Source organism: Acinetobacter sp. ANC 4204 (genome assembly GCF_002135205.1).
Lineage (GTDB): Bacteria > Pseudomonadota > Gammaproteobacteria > Pseudomonadales > Moraxellaceae > Acinetobacter.
On record NZ_NEFZ01000003.1, the window covers coordinates 121,075 to 138,181 of the forward strand.

19 protein-coding genes are annotated in these 17,107 nt (G+C 41.0%); 6 read left to right on the plus strand and 13 right to left on the minus strand.

Going from position 1 to position 17,107, the window contains the following annotated elements; translation table 11 throughout:
- Positions 1-13: 13 nt before the first annotated feature.
- From B9T36_RS08145 to B9T36_RS08160, 4 genes are all read right to left on the minus strand, one after another.
- Positions 14-904: a pirin family protein gene (locus tag B9T36_RS08145; RefSeq protein WP_086209008.1), complete on the minus strand. Its 891-nt coding sequence runs from the start codon at positions 902-904 to the stop codon at positions 14-16.
- 5 nt (positions 905-909) lie between these two features.
- On the minus strand, positions 910-2,487 hold the full coding sequence (locus B9T36_RS08150; protein ID WP_086209009.1) for an SIR2 family protein: 1,578 nt from the start codon (positions 2,485-2,487) through the stop codon (positions 910-912).
- 86 nt (positions 2,488-2,573) lie between these two features.
- Positions 2,574-2,945, minus strand: a complete 372-nt coding sequence (locus B9T36_RS08155; protein ID WP_078389157.1) for a hypothetical protein — start codon at positions 2,943-2,945, stop codon at positions 2,574-2,576.
- A 141-nt stretch (positions 2,946-3,086) separates the two neighbouring features.
- Positions 3,087-4,496 (minus strand): FAD-binding oxidoreductase, encoded by a 1,410-nt coding sequence (locus B9T36_RS08160; protein ID WP_086209010.1) that lies wholly within the window; start codon positions 4,494-4,496, stop codon positions 3,087-3,089.
- Between the two features lie 364 nt (positions 4,497-4,860).
- On the opposite strand from B9T36_RS08160, the gene serA reads away from it, so the two are divergent.
- The 3 genes from serA (at position 4,861) to B9T36_RS08175 (ending at position 8,159) form a co-directional block, all read left to right on the plus strand.
- Complete coding sequence (gene serA, locus B9T36_RS08165) at positions 4,861-6,093, plus strand: phosphoglycerate dehydrogenase (protein ID WP_086209011.1); 1,233 nt, start codon at positions 4,861-4,863, stop codon at positions 6,091-6,093.
- 138 nt (positions 6,094-6,231) lie between these two features.
- Positions 6,232-7,107, plus strand: a complete 876-nt coding sequence (locus B9T36_RS08170) for an EamA family transporter (RefSeq protein WP_086209012.1) — start codon at positions 6,232-6,234, stop codon at positions 7,105-7,107.
- A gap of 179 nt (positions 7,108-7,286) precedes the next feature.
- Positions 7,287-8,159, plus strand: coding sequence for an EamA family transporter (locus tag B9T36_RS08175; RefSeq protein ID WP_086209013.1), 873 nt, complete (start codon positions 7,287-7,289; stop codon positions 8,157-8,159).
- A 40-nt stretch (positions 8,160-8,199) separates the two neighbouring features.
- Here the strand turns inward: B9T36_RS08175 and B9T36_RS08180 are convergent, their stop codons facing one another.
- From B9T36_RS08180 to truB, 3 genes are all read right to left on the minus strand, one after another.
- Entirely contained in the window at positions 8,200-8,658 is a 459-nt protein-coding gene (locus tag B9T36_RS08180; RefSeq protein WP_086209014.1) for a hemerythrin domain-containing protein, read from the minus strand.
- Between the two features lie 163 nt (positions 8,659-8,821).
- Entirely contained in the window at positions 8,822-9,589 is a 768-nt protein-coding gene (locus tag B9T36_RS08185; RefSeq protein WP_086209015.1) for a sulfite exporter TauE/SafE family protein, read from the minus strand.
- 33 nt (positions 9,590-9,622) lie between these two features.
- Complete coding sequence (truB, locus tag B9T36_RS08190) at positions 9,623-10,528, minus strand: tRNA pseudouridine(55) synthase TruB (RefSeq protein WP_086209016.1); 906 nt, start codon at positions 10,526-10,528, stop codon at positions 9,623-9,625.
- 155 nt (positions 10,529-10,683) lie between these two features.
- Here truB and B9T36_RS08195 point away from each other — a divergent pair, with 155 nt between their 5' ends.
- From B9T36_RS08195 to B9T36_RS08205, 3 genes are all read left to right on the plus strand, one after another.
- Positions 10,684-11,718 carry a lipase secretion chaperone gene (locus B9T36_RS08195; protein WP_086209017.1) on the plus strand — a complete coding sequence of 345 codons (1,035 nt, stop codon included), beginning with the start codon at positions 10,684-10,686 and terminating at the stop codon, positions 11,716-11,718.
- A gap of 54 nt (positions 11,719-11,772) precedes the next feature.
- Positions 11,773-12,738, plus strand: coding sequence for an esterase/lipase family protein (locus B9T36_RS08200; protein WP_228146987.1), 966 nt, complete (start codon positions 11,773-11,775; stop codon positions 12,736-12,738).
- Between the two features lie 172 nt (positions 12,739-12,910).
- Positions 12,911-13,882: an esterase/lipase family protein gene (locus tag B9T36_RS08205; RefSeq protein WP_086209018.1), complete on the plus strand. Its 972-nt coding sequence runs from the start codon at positions 12,911-12,913 to the stop codon at positions 13,880-13,882.
- A gap of 60 nt (positions 13,883-13,942) precedes the next feature.
- Here the strand turns inward: B9T36_RS08205 and rplS are convergent, their stop codons facing one another.
- The 6 genes from rplS to B9T36_RS08235 form a co-directional block, all read right to left on the minus strand.
- On the minus strand, positions 13,943-14,314 hold the full coding sequence (gene rplS / locus B9T36_RS08210; protein WP_004974529.1) for a 50S ribosomal protein L19: 372 nt from the start codon (positions 14,312-14,314) through the stop codon (positions 13,943-13,945).
- 136 nt (positions 14,315-14,450) lie between these two features.
- Complete coding sequence (trmD, locus tag B9T36_RS08215) at positions 14,451-15,194, minus strand: tRNA (guanosine(37)-N1)-methyltransferase TrmD (RefSeq protein WP_086209019.1); 744 nt, start codon at positions 15,192-15,194, stop codon at positions 14,451-14,453.
- Between the two features lie 27 nt (positions 15,195-15,221).
- A complete protein-coding gene (gene rimM / locus B9T36_RS08220) occupies positions 15,222-15,770 on the minus strand; it encodes a ribosome maturation factor RimM (protein ID WP_086209020.1) in 549 nt (182 codons plus the stop codon).
- Between the two features lie 25 nt (positions 15,771-15,795).
- Entirely contained in the window at positions 15,796-16,053 is a 258-nt protein-coding gene (rpsP, locus tag B9T36_RS08225) for a 30S ribosomal protein S16 (protein WP_004718284.1), read from the minus strand.
- Positions 16,054-16,198: 145 nt separating this feature from the next.
- Entirely contained in the window at positions 16,199-16,639 is a 441-nt protein-coding gene (locus tag B9T36_RS08230) for a type IV pilin protein (RefSeq protein ID WP_162900245.1), read from the minus strand.
- Entirely contained in the window at positions 16,633-17,106 is a 474-nt protein-coding gene (locus B9T36_RS08235) for a type IV pilin protein (RefSeq protein ID WP_086209021.1), read from the minus strand. The genes B9T36_RS08230 and B9T36_RS08235 overlap by 7 nt, the downstream gene beginning before the upstream one ends.
- Between the last annotated feature and the right edge of the window lies 1 nt (position 17,107).

Sequence of the window (17,107 nt, forward strand, 5' to 3'; positions counted from 1 at the left end):
TATTGTTACTTTTTTAAGTTTCATCTGTCACATTGGATTTTATACGCGGTGCGATAAAATGCCCTTGTTTTAAGTCCTCATACGCTTGTAAAACTTCGGCGAAAGTGTTCATGACAAAATAGCCACGCCCATAAATGGGTTCATTTAAAGGTTGCCCACTGAGTAATAAAAAAGTGCAGTCTTGGACAGCTTGTATTTCAAGGTACTCACCATGATTAGACATGACCGCCATCTGTTGGGCTTCAACGGTTTCGCCACTATAAAGCTGAATGCGACCACTACGGATATACAGTAGTGTCGTTTCGCCTTCCAATGCGGGTAAAACCGTTTTCATCCCTGCTGTGAGTTGCACATCCAACACGGTCATAGGGCTATGTGTTTGAGCAGGCCCTGTCTGGTTTTCATACGTCCCTGCAATCACCCTGACCTTTCCTTGAGCTTGCGCGAGTTCCAGTTCTGGAATCATGGTATGACTCAAGTGCTGATAACGTGCAGGATTCATTTTGTCTTTGGCAGGCAAATTGACCCACAGCTGGATCATTTCAAATGCCCCGCCTGTTTTGGAAAATGCCTCACTAAATATTTCTTCGTGCAGTACTCCAGCCCCTGCTGTCATCCACTGTACATCCCCTGCGCCAATCACACCGCCACCGCCTGTAGAGTCCTGATGGGTAAGCTCACCTTGATAAACGATGGTCACCGTTTCAAAGCCACGATGCGGATGTTCACTCACGCCTTTTTTTAAGTGGGTCGGCTGTAAATAACTCGGGCCTATATGATCCAGCAATAGAAAAGGTGAAACCGAGTTTCCCAGCTCATAGTGTGAAAATACGGAAATGACTGGGGCAAAGTCGCCAACAGCCGTCCGTGTACTTTCTGAGTGAATAAAGGCAAGGGTTTTCATAAGGCTTAAATATCAAAACTTAGAGATTGACCATATTTCAACCAGTCATAAAAAACAATAATTTTTCTAAAAGGAGATGAGTAGCTACCTTGTTGATACTTTGTAAAATTGTTCTGTAGATATTCACTCAACTTGTCTAAATTCAGATCATCAAAAAATGATACCCAAGTTACAAAATCATATTCAGAAGCAATCTTTAAAAAATTTTCAAACGAGCAATTATTATATTTTTCTTCAAACTTAGAAACAGACGTATTAGCTCCTCGGAAGTCTTCTTTTCTAAAAGGTCTAAAATTTCCATCTTGTTTAAAACCAATAAACTTCTTCAATAGTTCCTGATCATACGGGTATTCACTGACTTTATGAATATCAAGAGTGTTTAAGTACTTAAATACAGGTACGAATTTTGTGGTCTTATTTATACAAGGAAGAGTTCTACTTAAAATAAAATTAGAGTTGTAGTTACCATTATTAAAAATAACATCATGGATTAATTCTGATGTGTCCATACCATCATAGCCTTTCTCACCTAACTGGCTTGTAACACCAATACCAAATACAATCTCAACATCCTTAAAATCATCGATCTTTTCATAATCTATTACGGATATTTTCGAAGTAGGATCAATTTTATCAACCAACTCATATACTCTTTCTTTACACATTCTTAATACATGCGCTGGCAATTTTCGCTCAAACTTACTTAACGCCTGATAAATTGGAATAAAATCGTCTGTTTTAATCAGTCTAATTGGTATTTGTACATTATCAATTGTTATGGAAGAGTTTTCTATCCGTGGCTCTCCATCTCCTTTTAATCTATTCACAAAGATCAAATTATCTCGAAGTTTTTCTAGATTTTCCTGTCCCGAACATAATGCAATTGAATGTAGCAATGACTTAATATTTTGATCTGTTAGAGAGTAGCCAATAAAAATAACAGGATGTTCAACAAAAATTGTTATAAGTTTGGATGCTAAATAAGCATTCTTCTCATTAAAATCCTTATAATCACTATCAGTTAAGACCATTGATTGTATATCACTACAACATCCATGAATTTTATAAATTTCTCCTATATTCATAATATTAGAATATAAAATATCCTGTTGCCCTTTATAAACTTCATAATCAGGAAATATCTTTTCAATTAATAAATCCCAGTTAGTCGTGACTACCCCATCTATTTCACATTCTTTAAGTAATTCTAACTCTGTATATAACTTTAAAGAGTCTAACGGAGTACTTTCTGTTTTAGATTTTAAATATTTTGATATTTCATATCTTAAAGGCGAATCCTTATATGGTAAATTTGGATTATCTCCTCTGCTATTTTCATAATCTGAGTGTGACCACCAATGTTCAAAGAAATCTTCTGCTAAATGTCGAGCTGATTCCTCAATACAGCCATTCGCTTTACCTTTGTAATATGAATAATTCCTTAAATTCAAACAAAATTTCGTAAGTAATTCTTCCCACCCCTCTAAATCAATATATCTCTTTGAGAAACCAGAACCCAAAAATAAGAAAGGTGCTGAAGTTTTTCTCTCTAATAATACTGTTAAGTCTTGTTCTATATTCATAATTATTCCACTAAAAAAAGCGCATCAACCGATACGCTTTTTATGAGGCAGACTCGCCTACATTTCAACCATAAATCAAAGATTTATTATGCACACTTCGCTGTTTGGAAGTTTTTGGTATTTTTACCGCGCGCACATTGGTAAGAGGTTTTCGTCGCAGTTTTTTCCCAGTCACCATCGACCAACTTAAAGTTATACACGGTACGCACCGACTTCACCGAATCATCTAACAACCCTGTTTCAGTCACTTTGACTTCTGCCGCAGTCGGGGACTCAACCGTATTAAAGTACTGACGGATTTCAACCGTAGCTAACTCATTACGCAAATCTGGACGCTCTTTGAGTACCTGAGCCAACGGCGTATCTGACGAACCGACTTTATTTACTAACTCTTTTGTCGTCGCACAGCCTGACAATAATCCCACACATACGGCTGAAGCTAAAATAAGACGCAACATAAATCCCACCCAAAATTCATTATTTATCAGTCCATCATGCCTTTTTTAGGTCTATTACACTATTTAGTAAATGTAATTCAGTCCCATCAACCATAAAAAAAGCGCATCACGATGAATGCGCTTTTAAAACCCAATTCGAACTTAAAGGTCGAATAATTTACCTGGATTCATAATGCCGTTTGGATCGAAAACTTGCTTCAATGCCTTCATATATTCAATTTCTTCCGCTGAACGGGTGTAGTCAAGGTATGGCTTTTTGGTCATGCCGACACCATGTTCCGCAGAAATTGAACCGTCGTATTTTTTCACGGTTTCGAAGACATATTTATTTACCACCTGACATTTGGCAAAGAACTCATCCTTGCTTAAGTCAGCCGGTTTTAAAATATTTAAGTGTAAGTTCCCGTCACCAATATGACCGAACCAACAGATTTCAAAGTCTGGGTAGTTGCTTGCCACAATCGCATCAATTTCTTTAATAAATGCAGGTACATGCGTAATCAACACTGAAATGTCATTTTTGTATGGTGTAAATGGTGCAATTGACTCAGAAATGTCTTCACGTAAACGCCATAAGCTTTCCACTTGATCGAGGCTTTGGCTCAACACGCCATCCAGCACCCAGCCTTGTTCCATGCAGTGCTCAAAAATTTCCATCGCCTTGTCCATAATTGGCTCAAATGGCGCTTCAAATTCTAACAATACATAGAATGGACATTCGGTTTCAAATGGACGTTGCACATGACCATTTGCCAACACTTTTTGCATTGCCAGTTCACCAAAGAACTCAAATGCAGTCAGGTCAATTTTGGCTTGGAAAGCATGCAGTACAGGCATTACAGCATCAAAATCAGGTACACCCAATACCATTACTTGAAGGTCTTGCGGTTGGCGTTCCAGTTTGATTTCAGCTTCAGTCACTAAGCCCAGTGTGCCTTCACCACCAATGAACAAATGTTGTAGTGCATAACCCGTTGCGTTTTTGATCATGCCTTTGTTTAGACGCAGCACATCACCCTTACCTGTGACTACAGTTAAACCGAGTACCCAGTTACGCGTCATGCCGTATTTAATGACTTTGATACCGCCAGCATTGGTGCCAATGTTTCCACCAATTTGACTCGAACCCGCAGAAGCAAAATCTACTGGGTAGTACATGCCTTGCTCTTCCGCATAGTTTTGTAGCTGTTCAGTCACCACACCTGCTTGGACACGAACCATACGGTCTGCTGGGAAGAATTCCAAGATTTGGTTCATCTTGTCCATGCTCACCACAATTTCACCATTGGCAGCGACTGCACCGGCAGATAAGCCAGTACGACCACCCGATGGTGTAATTGCAACATTAAACTCATTTGCAAGTTTTACAACCGCTTGCACTTGTTCTGTGCTCGATGGAAAAACGATGACTGACGGGTTTGGATCAAAATGTTTGGTATGATCGCGTCCCCAATTTTCAAGGCTATCCGCATCGGTTTTAATGCGGTTTTCACCTACAATTGCTGTCAATTGGGTCAATAACTCTGGGGTTAAAGCGACTGGAGCATTCATCGTTTTCAGACCTTGCAAGAAGTAAACAAGTTGTTTGTGGCGCTAGGGTTCTATGCAGGGAAAGTGTTTGATTTCAGTCTTTGCATACCCTAAAGCTTAGGCAGTTCGTGAGGATTTCAGTAGCAGTGCGCAACTGAGTTATTTTCACGGAGTCATATTATAAGGCATTTTTTCTGTTTCCCGCAGAAAAAGCTGTTTTATTCAGGATACCTTTGAAATGATTAATTTAATTAGACCAAAAAGCCTTTTTTACGCACTATAGCGACTAAAAATACCCAATAGAGTCTGTATAAAGGAAATGTATATCGAGCGCGGTACGTGCTATTATATCGCCACTAAATTTGGCCTTTGTAGCGGAGCCGTAATGAGCCAACATCTTTCACTTCCTAAAGATAAAATTCGTTTCTTGTTGTTAGAAGGCGTTCACCAAAACGCAATCGACACACTAAATGCTGCCGGATACACCAACATCGACTATCGTAAAACTGCGCTTGAGGGTGAAGCGTTGAAAGAAGCGGTTAAAGATGCACATTTCATTGGTATTCGTTCCCGTACACAACTCACTGAAGAAGTGTTTGAAGCTGCGAATAAATTAATCGCGGTCGGTTGTTTCTGTATTGGTACCAACCAAGTGAACTTAAATGCTGCGATGGTTCGTGGTATTCCAGTATTTAACGCACCTTACTCAAATACACGTTCAGTGGCTGAACTTGTACTTGCTGAAGCAATTCTTCTTCTTCGTCGTGTACCTGAAAAATCAACAGATACACATGCAGGCGGTTGGAACAAATCAGCTGTTGGTTCGTTTGAAACGCGTGGTAAAACTTTAGGGATCGTCGGTTACGGTTCAATCGGTTCACAACTTTCTGTGCTTGCTGAAAGCATGGGTATGAAAGTGATCTATTTCGACACAGTGACCAAGTTGCCTTTGGGTAATGCACGTCAAGTCGGTTCTATGGGTGAACTTCTTGCAAATGCTGACGTGGTTTCTTTACACGTACCAGACGTTCCGTCTACACGCAACTTCTTCGGTAAAGACCAATTTGCACAAATGAAAGAAGGTTCAATCTTCATCAATGCTGCACGTGGTACATGCGTACTTATCGAAGATTTAGCAGATGCCTTGAAATCAGGTCATGTTGCTGGTGCTGCGGTTGACGTATTCCCGAAAGAACCAAAAGCCAATGGTGAAGAGTTCGTTTCTCCACTACGTAACATTCCAAACGTGATCTTAACCCCTCACGTGGGTGGTTCAACCATGGAAGCGCAAGCGAACATTGGTTTAGAAGTGGCTGAGAAATTTGTTTCTTATTCAGATAAAGGCATGACTTTATCTGCGGTGAACTTCCCAGAAATCGCATTACCGTTGACTGAAGGCAAACACCGTTTACTTCACATCCACAAAAACGTGCCAGGCGTGTTGTCAAAAATCAACAACTTGTTTGCTGAGCACGGCATCAACATCTCAGGTCAGTCTCTCATGACCAAAGGTGATGTCGGTTACTTGGTGATGGATGTAGACGCAACTGCATCTCAAGAAGCGTTAGATACTCTACAAGACGTTGAAGGCACAATCCGCGTTCGCGTATTGTTCTAATTCAACTGTATTTAAAAACCACAGCTGCCAAGCTGTGGTTTTTTTATTTTTGAATACTTGTTAAAATTTTATGTGCGTTCCACGTACATTCTCCGCTCATTTTTTCAAGTATTCATACATCTACTTAGTCTTCTAATAATGCCAAATCTAAAAAAATCCCCACCATTACAAGCGATTCTACTGTTACTCATCGCAATGCTGAGCTTACAAAGTAGTGGTTCATTGGCCAAAGTCTTGTTCGATCAATTTCCCATTTTAACTGTTTCCGCCATGCGCTTGCTGTTGGGCTCCATCATTTTGGCCGTACTGTTTAAAATTTGGCAGATTGACTTTAAGCAAGTTAAATACAAGGCCATCATCAGCTATGGTTTTGCTTTGGCAGGCATGAACCTATTGTTTTATTTATCCATTGCTCGCCTGCCGCTCGGCATTGCAGTGTCGTTTGAGTTTATTGGCCCACTCAGTGTCGCGCTGTTTTATGCCAAACAACGCTTTGACTTTGTTTGGGTCGGGCTAGCTATTTTAGGCTTGGTTTTACTGTTTCCTTTCGACCAAGCAGCTCAACCTTTAGACCTTCTTGGGATTGTATTTGCACTAGGTGCAGGTGCATGTTGGGCCTTGTATATCGTGGCGGGACAGCGCCCATCGGGTATTTCAGGCAACCATACCGTATGCTTAGGCATGTTTGTCGGTATGCTAATATTAATGCCGCTCGCCCTGTTCAGTGGTTTACCTACAAATGTCTTTGAGCCCTCCAACCTGATCTATTTCGTGGCTTTGGCTGTTTTGGCCAGCGCTCTGCCTTTTAGTTTGGAAATGATTGCTCTACGTAATTTAACCGCTTTAAGCTTTGGCACGCTCATGAGTCTTGAGCCTGCTATCGCAGCACTGTCTGGTTTTGTCTTTCTAGGCGAGCAACTATTGTGGTCACAGTGGCTTGCGCTCAGCGTGATTATCATGGCATCCATTGGTTGTACTTATACCGCGCAAAAAGCACGTCAAATCACACAGTGAAGATCTTTAGTGATATTTGAATTTAAAAATTAGCATCATGCCTGCTTGCACATTATTTTTAAATTCATGTTGTTGCATTTAAAAAAATTCAGCTGATTTCGCATCCCCATGCAGAGCGAAATCGCTATACTAATCCACCTTCTTAAAATAACAGGTCACCATGACCTGATGCATGCATGATGCCTAATTCTCAACTGATGGCAGTGATGTTCATGGTCTTGTCCATGCTGTCCTATCAAATCAGTGCTTCTTTTGCCAAGCAGTTGATTGCAGTGCTGGATCCCCTCACCGTGGTGACCCTTAGACTGTGCTTTGCCGCAATTTTAATTGTGCTGATGTTCCGCTCATGGAGCATTATCAAACGCCTACCGCATTTAAAATGGAAAGATTTACTCAGCTATACAGCAGCTTTATGCCTCATGAATATTTTATTTTACGCTTCGCTAGGTAGACTTCCTCAAGGTATTGCCGTCGGTTTAGAGTTCTTAGGTCCTCTGACTTTGGCACTACTGTCGATCAAGCAACAACGTGATTATATTTGGGTCGGATTGGCCATTTTAGGCATTGCACTCATGGTGCCGTGGCATCAGGCCAACGCCAGTAATTTTTCTTTCTTAGGTGCAGTATTTGCAGTGTCGGCAGGAGCCTGCTGGGCACTGTATATCTATTTTGGGCAAAAAGTCGTCCGTCAAAATATCGGCATGCATGCTCTCAGTATTGCAATTGTGATGTCAGCTTTATTGCTGTTACCCATCAGTGCCTCACATAATCCAACAGCCTTGATGCAAACCGAATATTGGCCCAAAGCCTTATTGATTGCCCTATTGGCAACCGCAATTCCCTACGCCCTAGACCTCATGGCCTTAAAACGCTTGAGTAAACTCAGCTACGGTACTCTTTCCAGTTTATCCCCTGCCTTAGCCGCTTTGGCTGGTTGGTTGTTACTCAAAGAACAAATTAGCCTGTGGCAAACCTTAGCGTTGCTTTGCATTATGGTGGCCTCTGTCGGCGTGACATTTAGAGCTAAATCTGACACAGATGAAAGCGTCTAAATCAGCAAAGATCACAATCGTGCTTTATTTGAAAACAACCTTAGACCAAGCTGTCTTTGTCGATTTTTTTATATTTTCTATATTCACGCTGATATTGCTCCGCAAGTGTTATCTTCTGCGTGTCAGCTAAAATTTTTCCGGCTTGCTGAAAGAAACCATGTTCCTCTTCTTGTAAGTGATGATGTACAGTTTCCGATAGTTTTTTTGCAATTGCCAACCAACTTGGATTTGAGAACGCTGTCTCGGTCAGTTGTTCCAATAGCTCATCCATTTTATGGTGCTCTGCCAAAGCATGACGGGTAATGTTGAGGCCTGAATCGGTCATCATTAAAGGAATATAAAAATAACGATCTTCTGCAACAGCATGAGCAAATAATTCATTTTTGAGGCGCTCAAATAGCTCACGGCGTTCTGGCGTATCGCCCGAGGTACTTAACAATTGTTCTGCCAAATCGCGTTGTATGACATGACTTTCTCTTAAAGCTTCAAATATATTCATTCTATGCTCCAGTCCAATTCAAGCTAAAACATCTCTTTTTTTTTGCAAAGAATCTCTACACAGCGTTAAGCACGCTCTATTGATCTTAAACAAAAAAGATGAAAAGTCAGGTCATGGTCTGCACGCTTTTTGTAATAAAAGTTTGAATGAATCTGCTGTGTCTTTACATAAAGAACATTTGATAGCTGAGCCTTAAAATCAGAATCGTAACTAAGATGAGGAATAAAATACGGATAAAGCCACTACCATATTTCAGCGCCATTTTTACGCCACAAATTGATCCGATCATATTCGCCACCGCCATGAAGCCACCAACGACAAAGAGCACATGACCCGAGGGAATAAAGAAGCTCAAAGCAGCTAAATTGGTCATTACGTTGCCAATTTTAGCCAGTGCTGCTGCATGTAAAAAGTCGACCCGTAAATATCGGATAAAATAGAAAATAAAGAAGCTACCCGTACCAGGGCCAAACAGGCCATCATAAAAACCGATGGCTAGACTACCAACACCTGCTAAAAGCAAAATTTTCGGTGTAACCTGTTGTGCCATATGGACTTGTCCAAATTGCTTTTTCATGAGGGTATATACCGCCATCACAATCAGCATGACCAAGACAAAAGGCTGTAAAATTTCTTTCGGAATCATCGCAACACTGGCAGCACCACCAAATGAGCTGATCGCTGCACAAACTGCGACTACTGCTAAAAGTTTCCATTCAAAGCGGACTTTACGTGCAAAAGAGACTGCGGAAGTCGCTGTTCCCACGACTGCCGCCAATTTGTTAGTACCAAATAAAGTTGCAGGCGCCATAGAAGGAAAAGCATTCATCAGGGCTGGAATTTGGATCAGCCCGCCACCACCAACAGCAGCATCAATTGCCCCTGCACAAAAGGCAAAAAAGATCAGACTGATAATAATGTCAATATCCACACCCTTTCCTTTTTACCAAGTGATATATTTTGATTATAGATTTAAAACACGTTTAGGAACCAATCTTTTCTTCTCGGTAATTTCAGCCAAACCTAAGCATTTTTCTCCATCGAAAACCAAGACCTGTGCTTCTGCTGTATGCTCAATATTACTTTCCATACCGCGACTGAAGTATTCACTGCGCCCTTCTGGAACTTGTACTTTCGGAAAATGATCTACAGGAGCATACACAGGTAACAACAGTGCTTCACGCTCTTGTTCAGACAAACTTTCTAAATACTCGATGCTATAGCTTGGAATCAGATCAAAATGACCCGTTTTAATGCGGTGTAAATAAGTCAAATGACCATAAGTACCCAATGCTTTCGCAATATCTTCGCCTAAAACACGAATATATGTGCCTTTGGAACAAGTAATATCAAGGGTTAAGCTTTCTGCTGTGAATGAAAGCAACTCAATCGCATAAATCGTAATCGGGCGTGACTCACGCTCAATCTCAATTCCTTTACGAGCTAACTCATATAAAGGACGCCCATCTTTCTTCAAAGCGGAATACATCGGTGGTACTTGCTGAATATCGCCCATAAATTGAGCCAAAATGGCTTCAATCAGCTCTTCGCTTAACTCAGGTACAACCTGCTCTAACAGCCGTTCGCCCTCCACATCACCTGTGGTGGTACTGTGACCTAGTTGGATTGTAGTTTGATAGCGCTTCACAGAGTCCAACAAAAAGTGCGAAAACTTGGTTGCTTCACCCAAACAAATCGGCAACAGTCCCGACGCTAATGGATCAAGTGCTCCTGTATGCCCTGCCTTTTGCGCACGGTACAACCAACGTACTTTTTGCAGTGCCGCATTTGAACTCAGCCCCAGAGGTTTATTCAATAAAAATACCCCATTGACTGCACGGCGCTGGATTTTTGAAGTAGATGATTTCATAACATACACATGTCTTAAAGCTGTCGTCATACTATCAACCGTTCATCAGTTTTTACAACTTTTCTGTTGTTTATTTGCATTCTCATTGCAAAATAAAACATGTTCAGTCATATGAACATCATAAAAAATACAATATGGACGTTTAGGCATAGGATATGCAAAAAAAGAAATTATGGTTGCTCTTCGCAGTCATCGTTATTGTCGTGCTTGGCTTTTTAATTTGGCTTGCGCCAAATGCTACAGATGGCTCAAGCAACGAGCAAAGCACCATGCGCTCATCAGGACATGATATGAGTGCAGCATTGACCAAATCAGGATTACAATCCTCCACAGCACTCCCTTTTGTAAGCAATAGCCAGCAAGACACTGAAGTGAATTGCCAACTTGCACTCGATCCAAGTAATCATTTGATTGTGAATGAGCAAACACGAAATTGCTTTGAATATTTTATTACCCAGTACGGTGAAAAAAATATTGACCAAATTAAACAAGATTTTAAAGCCTATATAGAGCAAGGCTATAAAGAACCTGCTTTAAAACAGATCTTAGACCTTTGGAACCGCTATCTAGACTACCGTGTGCAACTGGGTAGCTTAAAAGAACCAAGTCTAAGTAAAGAAGACCCTGAATATTACCGTAAGATTTTTGGTCTCATGAAAAACTTGCGTAGCCAGTTTTTTTCAGACTATGAAATTGAAGGCTTATTTGGTGCTGAAAATATCTACCATGAGTATACCTTAAATCGCATGAGCATCATGGCAGATAAATCATTAAACGAAGTACAAAAAGCACAAAAACTGAAGGAATTATTTGCTCAGCTGCCAGAAGATTGGAAAGAGAATTTAGAACAACTTTCTAAACTCGAAGATTTGCGCAAACTCACTTCAGAGATTAAAGCCCGTGGCGGGTCTGTAGAAGAGCTACGTCAAATGCGCATCAATCTGGTCGGTGTAGAAGCTACAGGACGGCTCGAGCAACTTGACCAAGATCGCGGTAACTGGAAATCTCGGGTCAATAGTTACTTAGAAAAACGTGATGGTATTTTAAAAAGTAACATGAGCCAAAGTGCTCAACAGCAAGCCATCCAACAACTTCGAGATCAACAATTTAGCAATTCCCAAGAACAACTTCGACTAGGAGCATTTGAAACCACTCATGATTCAGGGGGAAAACTCCCTTACGCAGAATAAATCTGTACGGCACGACTTTTTTCAGGATGAAAAAAAATGTTTAAAACGAAAATAATGAAACAAACAATGACACTACTCAGCTTGGTTGCAGGTATTGGACTCGGCTCAACAACAGCAAACGCAGGTCTACAAACGGTAACGGCAACCGTAAAAAGTACCTATGCACAAACAAAATATCCCCTCCTCTTTACTCACGGGATGTTTGGTTTTAGTCGTGTGGGCGTTGCAGAATTTGGGCTTGATTATTGGTATCAAATTTTACCCGATTTAGCTCGAAATGGCGCAACGACTTTTGCTGCACAAATTTCACCGCTTGAATCGACTGAAGTACGTGGTGAACAACTGCTACAACAAGTTGAAGAAGTGATTGCCATTACTGGAAAAGACAAGGTTAATTTGATTGGGCATAGTCATGGTGGGCCTACCATCCGCTATGTTGAGGCAGTCAAACCGCAATATGTAGCATCTCTTACAGGTGTTGGAGCAACTTTCCGTGGTTCGAAAGTAGCAGATAAACTTCTTGCCAATGAAGGTGGAACACAACTGCTCAGTCTTGCTGCGGATTATATTATTGGCCCATTAATTGCCTATGGTCAAAACAATCCATCATTAAAAAGCAACTTAACCGCATCACTGACATCTATTAGTGAACAAGGGTCTAGTACTTTTAATCAAACATACCCAACCACAGCGCTTGCCTCAGACTGTAATAAGAGTGGTGCAACTTCAAGTAATGGCGTGTATTACTACTCTTGGACTGGTACTTCACAAGTCACCAATATTTTAGATGTCGCAGATAGTGCAATCTCACTATTAGGACCTTTAGCATATGGTAATTTAGACAATGATGGGCTGGTATCCCGTTGTAATACACACTTTGGTAAAGTCATTCGTGATGATTATGATTGGAATCATTTAGATGAAGTCAACCAAGTGATGGGTTTACGCGGTCTATTTAGCTCCGACCCTGTCGATGTTTACCGTCAACATGCCAATCGTTTAAAACTTCAAGGTCTTTAATTATATGCTTCTCTTCAAACCCCATGCGTTTTGAAGAGAAGCGCTTTATGAATTATCCAGTTACAAATTGTACTTAATTTAATCGGATTTCTTCCCGCTGTGACAGCGCACATTTTATACTCATCTTGACAACTTAAATTGTCGCCAAAAAAATAAAAAATGAGGATGATCAATGAAATATGGACTATTGATAGCTGGACTGCTATCGACCTACGCACTGACCGCAACACAAACTCATGCGGCTGCTTCGCAAATTAAATCAAGCTATGTTGCCTCTAGCTACGCAAAGACCAAATATCCTTTAGTCTTTGCACATGGCATGGGAGGTTGGATTCGTGCAGGTACGGATGAGCTGGGTGTGGATTATTGGTATCAAATCTTGCCTGACCTAGCCCGTAACGGTGCAAATGTATGGGCAACACGGGTTTCTCCATTTAACACGTCTGAGGTTCGTGGCGAGCAACTACTACAACAAGTTGATGAAGTTTTAGCCATTACAGGCGCCGCTAAAGTTAATTTGCTTGGTCATAGCCATGGTGGGCATAGCATTGCCTATGTCTCCAATGTTGCTTCCAATAAAATTGCTTCAGCAACGGCTATTTCCAGCCCTTTAAAAGGCTCTCCTGTTGCAGATCTGATTATTTCTGCACAAGGAACCCCATTGGAACAGCCATTGGTGGCGCTGATTAATTTTGGATCTAAGGCGATTGTATGGGCACAGCAGCAAGACCCTAACTCTCTACCACATGACGCACTTGGTGCAGGAAAAAGTTTAAGTCAAGCAGGATCAAAAGCATTTTCACAAAAATATGCTTTAGGTATGCCAAAAACAAGCTGTGGCGAAGGTACGGCCATGGAGAAAGGAATTTACTTCTATTCTTTCTCGGGGAACTCAACATTAACCAACATTCTTGATCCAGACTCATTATTAGGTGCAACAGGTTTACTCATGCAAGCACCAAATGATAACGATGGCTTGGTCTCACGCTGTAGTGCAAAGTATGGCAAAACAGTTCGCGATAACTATAACTGGAACCATTTAGATGTCATTAACCAGTTCTTTGGTTTACGTTCTATTTTTGCTCCAGATCCTGTTGATGTCTATCGTCAACATGCTAATCGCTTAAAACTTCAAGGGCTGTAAAACTTAAACATAAAAAATGCGCCTAATGGCGCATTTTTTAGCAAATAAGCAAAGTTAAAATTAACCTTGTTTACGTGCTGGCAACTTTTCACGAATACGTGCAGCTTTACCAGACAACTCACGTAGGTAGTAAAGTTTAGCACGGCGAACGTCACCACGACGTTTCACTTCGATTTTAGCAACGATTGGAGAGTGAGTTTGGAATACACGCTCAACACCAACACCGCTTGAAATTTTACGTACTGTGAACGCAGAGTTCAAACCACGATTTTTCTTCGCAATTACAACACCTTCAAATGCCTGAAGACGCTCACGGTCACCCTCTTTTACTTTAACCTGAACGATTACTGTATCGCCTGGTGCAAAAGCTGGGATGTCTTGTTTAAGCTGTGCATTTTCTACAGCTTGTACTAAAGGATGCTTACCGCTCATGGGGTATCTCCAATATGTGTGGGTCAGAAGAGGTCTGAGATCCACTGGGTATAGAGGCTAAAACGCATAGACCCGATTAGCTTTCTCTTTATGCCTGACCACTTCAATGCATAAAGAGCCTATTAAAAGGATACTTTTATTGAGTATCCAAATCTTTTAGCCATTTCTTTTGCTGCTTGCTCAACTCAACATTCTCCACCAACTCAGGTCGGCGTGCTTTGGTTCGTTGATAACGCTGCAAAAACCGCCATTTCTCAATATTGGCATGATGTCCCGACTTTAAGACTTCAGGGACATCCAAACCTTCAAAATGGTCTGGCTTGGTATATTGTGGGCAATCCAAAAGACCATCCACAAATGAGTCTTGCACATGAGACTGTTCATCAGACATTGCACCCGGAAGTCTCCGAATAATACTGTCCAATAAAACCATCGCAGGAAGCTCTCCACCTGACAAAACGTAATCCCCTATGGACCATTCCTGATCTACATATTTTTGGATCAGACGCTCATCAACCCCTTCGTAACGACCACACAACACAATCAATCCATCATAGTCGACGAACTGTTGTACCGCATGCTCATTTAAGGTGTTTCCTTGCGGTGACATATACACCACAGGAACATGAACTGCACCTGCTTGCACTGCAAGCTCTTTGGCATGTTGAATCGCTTTTGCCAAAGGCTCAGCCATCATCACCATACCTGGACCACCACCAAAGGGACGTTCATCCACTCGTTTGTAGTTGCCCTCAGCATAATCACGAGGATTAATACAAGTCACTTGTACTAAATCACTTTTTGCTGCACGCCCGCTAATACCGTAGGCTGTAATCGCTTCAAACATTTCAGGAAAAAGCGTAATGACTGCAAAAAACATCGCAGACCCCCGTATTTCCAAAAATAGTTAGTAATCCACGCCCCAATTAACATAGATACGACCAGCTTCAAGATCAACGCGTTGTACCACATCTTTATGCCATGGGATCATGCGCTCTTCGCGATCAATGCTGTCTGGTGTTGCGTGAACCACCATGACATCATTCGCTCCAGTCTCAAACAGCTCATGGATTTTACCGAGATTTACTTCTTGTTCCTCATCATCCAAACCTAACACTGTTAGGCCTTTCAAATCAGACCAGTAAAACTCATCCACACCCGCTTGAGGTAATTGCGCTTTTGAAATCCATACATTTGCACCAACTAGGTTATCTGCTGCAGTGCGATCAATCACACCTTTCAACGCAACAACCAAGCCTTTGCCATGTGGTTTCCAACGTTTTACATCAACTGTTTGCCAACCTTCTTTGGTCTCAATATACCAAGGAAGATAGTCAAAAATGTTGCTCATAGGTTCTGTATTGGAATAGATCCAGAGCCACCCATTTAATCCATATGCTGAACGCAACTGTCCAATCTGAATACGATCTTCAGGAACATTCTGTGTTGGTGTCATGGGCTACCTACTACTTAATCAAAAATTATGCAGTAGCTGCAGCTTTCTTAGCTTGAGCAGCTAAAGAAGCAACACGTTCAGATGGTTGAGCACCTTGAGCAACCCAGTGCGCAAAACGGTCAGCATCTAAACGAAGTTTTTCTGCTTTACCTTGAGCTGTTGGGTTGAAGAAACCAATACGTTCGATGAAACGACCGTCACGTGCATTACGGCTATCAGTTACAATAACTTGATAGAACGGACGTTTTTTAGCACCACCGCGTGCTAGGCGAATAACTACCATGATACAACCTTATAGTTTTTACGGATTATCCCTGTATCGACCACCGATACATTTCAAACCCCTTTCATAGAGGGCAGTATTTTACGTTATCTTTAGAGCGAAAGAAAGATCAAAATTTGTTTATCCACAATTTTGAATTTGGATTTTATCTACCGTCCCAACTTGACGTTGAGGATAATGCACAAGCCGTCGCACCTTTCTCCCAGTATTTTTGGGTTTCTTGATTTAAACAAAGAACACCATTATCTGCTTGAATTGATGTTGCAATAGGAGTTGCGGTCAAAACGTAACCTAAATTATCACCATCTATTGCTAAATCAATCGCATATACTGCATCATCTGTAACTGGGTAAGTAGATGAACCGCCGATACCCGCTAAAGTTGCACCAGAATAAGTGTGATTGACCAATTGATATGCTTGCAAACGTTGTGCTATACGAATCAACTCTACTTGCAAATCTGCACGATTAGTCCGAATTTTATACTGTGTATAGGAAGGATAAGCTATCGCAGCTAATATAGCTATAATAGCAACCACAATCATGAGTTCGATTAAAGTAAAACCCTTATACTTTTGAATTACCATTCTTCAGATCCATTGTCTGTTGTGCTACAAGAATCAAATGTAACGACTGCTGATGTTTTGTTCTTACATTTAAGTCCAGTACTTGTCTGCAAGAAAGTATAATTTTTCGGGTCAGAAGTCTCAGCTTTAATCGCCCATCCTTGTCCTATTGCGGAGTTAGCATTCAATGCAGGATTACTCGTAGAATTATCAACTATTGAAATGGTATATGGAAAACTAGAATCCTGAGCCACTGTTGTCGATGATATCGAAAAACCTCTGTAATTAAAATTACGCGCCTTATGACGATCTAATAGCACAGCTAATCGCTGAATTTCTTGTTGTGCCTGAGACGCTGTCGCACGGCGCGCATACTCTAGATAGGAAGGAATTGCGATTGCTGCAAAAATTGCAACAATCACAACAACAACCATAACCTCAATCAAAGTAAAACCTTGACTACTTTTTATTTTAGAAGAGTATTTCATT

What these genes read in the sequence shown, in the direction of transcription:
- B9T36_RS08145 (WP_086209008.1), bottom strand. Translation starts at nt 904, where the DNA reads ATGAAAACCCTTGCCTTTATTCACTCAGAAAGTACACGGACGGCTGTT.
- B9T36_RS08150 (WP_086209009.1), bottom strand. Translation starts at nt 2,487, where the DNA reads ATGAATATAGAACAAGACTTAACAGTATTATTAGAGAGAAAAACTTCA.
- B9T36_RS08155 (WP_078389157.1), bottom strand. Translation starts at nt 2,945, where the DNA reads ATGTTGCGTCTTATTTTAGCTTCAGCCGTATGTGTGGGATTATTGTCA.
- B9T36_RS08160 (WP_086209010.1), bottom strand. Translation starts at nt 4,496, where the DNA reads ATGAATGCTCCAGTCGCTTTAACCCCAGAGTTATTGACCCAATTGACA.
- serA (WP_086209011.1), top strand. Translation starts at nt 4,861, where the DNA reads ATGAGCCAACATCTTTCACTTCCTAAAGATAAAATTCGTTTCTTGTTG.
- B9T36_RS08170 (WP_086209012.1), top strand. Translation starts at nt 6,232, where the DNA reads ATGCCAAATCTAAAAAAATCCCCACCATTACAAGCGATTCTACTGTTA.
- B9T36_RS08175 (WP_086209013.1), top strand. Translation starts at nt 7,287, where the DNA reads ATGCCTAATTCTCAACTGATGGCAGTGATGTTCATGGTCTTGTCCATG.
- B9T36_RS08180 (WP_086209014.1), bottom strand. Translation starts at nt 8,658, where the DNA reads ATGAATATATTTGAAGCTTTAAGAGAAAGTCATGTCATACAACGCGAT.
- truB (WP_086209016.1), bottom strand. Translation starts at nt 10,528, where the DNA reads ATGAAATCATCTACTTCAAAAATCCAGCGCCGTGCAGTCAATGGGGTA.
- B9T36_RS08195 (WP_086209017.1), top strand. Translation starts at nt 10,684, where the DNA reads ATGCAAAAAAAGAAATTATGGTTGCTCTTCGCAGTCATCGTTATTGTC.
- B9T36_RS08200 (WP_228146987.1), top strand. Translation starts at nt 11,773, where the DNA reads ATGAAACAAACAATGACACTACTCAGCTTGGTTGCAGGTATTGGACTC.
- B9T36_RS08205 (WP_086209018.1), top strand. Translation starts at nt 12,911, where the DNA reads ATGAAATATGGACTATTGATAGCTGGACTGCTATCGACCTACGCACTG.
- rplS (WP_004974529.1), bottom strand. Translation starts at nt 14,314, where the DNA reads ATGAGCGGTAAGCATCCTTTAGTACAAGCTGTAGAAAATGCACAGCTT.
- trmD (WP_086209019.1), bottom strand. Translation starts at nt 15,194, where the DNA reads ATGTTTTTTGCAGTCATTACGCTTTTTCCTGAAATGTTTGAAGCGATT.
- rimM (WP_086209020.1), bottom strand. Translation starts at nt 15,770, where the DNA reads ATGACACCAACACAGAATGTTCCTGAAGATCGTATTCAGATTGGACAG.
- rpsP (WP_004718284.1), bottom strand. Translation starts at nt 16,053, where the DNA reads ATGGTAGTTATTCGCCTAGCACGCGGTGGTGCTAAAAAACGTCCGTTC.
- B9T36_RS08230 (WP_162900245.1), bottom strand. Translation starts at nt 16,639, where the DNA reads ATGGTAATTCAAAAGTATAAGGGTTTTACTTTAATCGAACTCATGATT.
- B9T36_RS08235 (WP_086209021.1), bottom strand. Translation starts at nt 17,106, where the DNA reads ATGAAATACTCTTCTAAAATAAAAAGTAGTCAAGGTTTTACTTTGATT.